The organism is Stenotrophomonas sp. 2YAF22, from assembly GCF_052114665.1.
GTDB classification, from domain to species: domain Bacteria; phylum Pseudomonadota; class Gammaproteobacteria; order Xanthomonadales; family Xanthomonadaceae; genus Stenotrophomonas; species Stenotrophomonas indicatrix.
Genome location: NZ_JBFRFE010000883.1, coordinates 1 through 1,238, shown reverse-complemented (window position 1 = coordinate 1,238; position 1,238 = coordinate 1). Strand labels below are relative to the sequence as shown.

1 pseudogene is annotated in these 1,238 nt (G+C 60.4%); it reads right to left on the bottom strand.

The window, feature by feature from the left end:
• Window positions 1-198 precede the first annotated feature (198 nt).
• Window positions 199-1,238, bottom strand: a pseudogene (locus AB4Y84_RS21965) (MASE1 domain-containing protein); the annotation flags it as partial.

Below are 1,238 nucleotides of genomic sequence, written 5' to 3'. Positions count from 1 at the left end.
GAGGTATATCGTGCGCAGGACGTGGTACTGGTGCGCTACGCGAGCACCGATGGCGACATCTGGTCCGTTGAAGCACCGTAGTACTCGTGCTTCAGGATCCTGGACGTGCAGGCGGCTAAAGCCGCTTGCACGTTTCCGCTCCAACACCGGTGGCGGTACATGCCTGCTACGGAATCAGAAGCCGGAGGGTGCTGTCATTCACGCCTTCGCGCGTGAGGCATCCGCTTCGAATCCCGAAAGGCTGTTTCTTCCATTTGACGAGAAAACATCCAGAGGGGCGGCCGTGCCCGTTTCCTTCATTGCCAGCACGATGCGATTCCGGGTGCATTTCAGCGCGCCCCCGTAGGCGAGCGTTCTACCGGCCAAACGTTCCATGGCTGCGGCGACAGTCGCATCGGAGAGGTTTCGCTGTTGATCCAGCAGTGAAACCGTCATCAGGATTCCACGATGCGAACCGATCCGTCCGCAGCGTGCCCGCACGTGGATCTGCCCTGCTTCACCCTGGATCAGCAATGACACCGCGTCGATCACCGTGCGGTAGGCGGCCAGTTGCAGACCGACACTGAGTTGGCAGGGGTCGCCGAGCAACGCCGGATTGGCGACACGGGCCGTCTTCTCCCACGCTTCGCGAACGCCTCCTGCTCTCAAGGCAACGTAGAGTCCGAGGTGCTCCAGAGCAGTCGGGTAGATCATGCTTGTCTGCTCGCGGAGCTGGCGCGAATGGATCGATGCCACATGCACAAGGCTTTCCGCAATCGCAAGATGGCCCTGTGCTGATAGCCAGTTGATCACCTCGTCAAGCGCGTGATCAATGCCATCACCCAGCTTCCGTAGATGCAACGCACGTTCGCGAAGGTCAAGTTCACTGGCAACATGTGAGCTCCGCGCGAGTCTGATGGCATTTCTCTCTCCGACCTCCCGGAGTCGATAACGCCGATAGTAGTGGGTGATCCGGGAGCCAAGTATGAGCAGCGCTGCGCCGGTGACTGCCATTATCTGCTGGGTAGCGAATGACGCAGGGTCGAATGACTCCGGGTGGGTGGCGGGCGTAGTCAGGCCGATGATCATGTTCAGGGTGGGCACGCCGATGGCGGCGCCCCGCCATCCGTACACGCATGTCAGCAGAACGGCAGGAAGTGCCATGAGAAGTTGCAGAGATACTTTCGTCGTCACTGCATCAGCAGGCACATCGGCAGCTGACAGGCCGAACACGACCATCAGTGCGAGGGCCCCTGCCA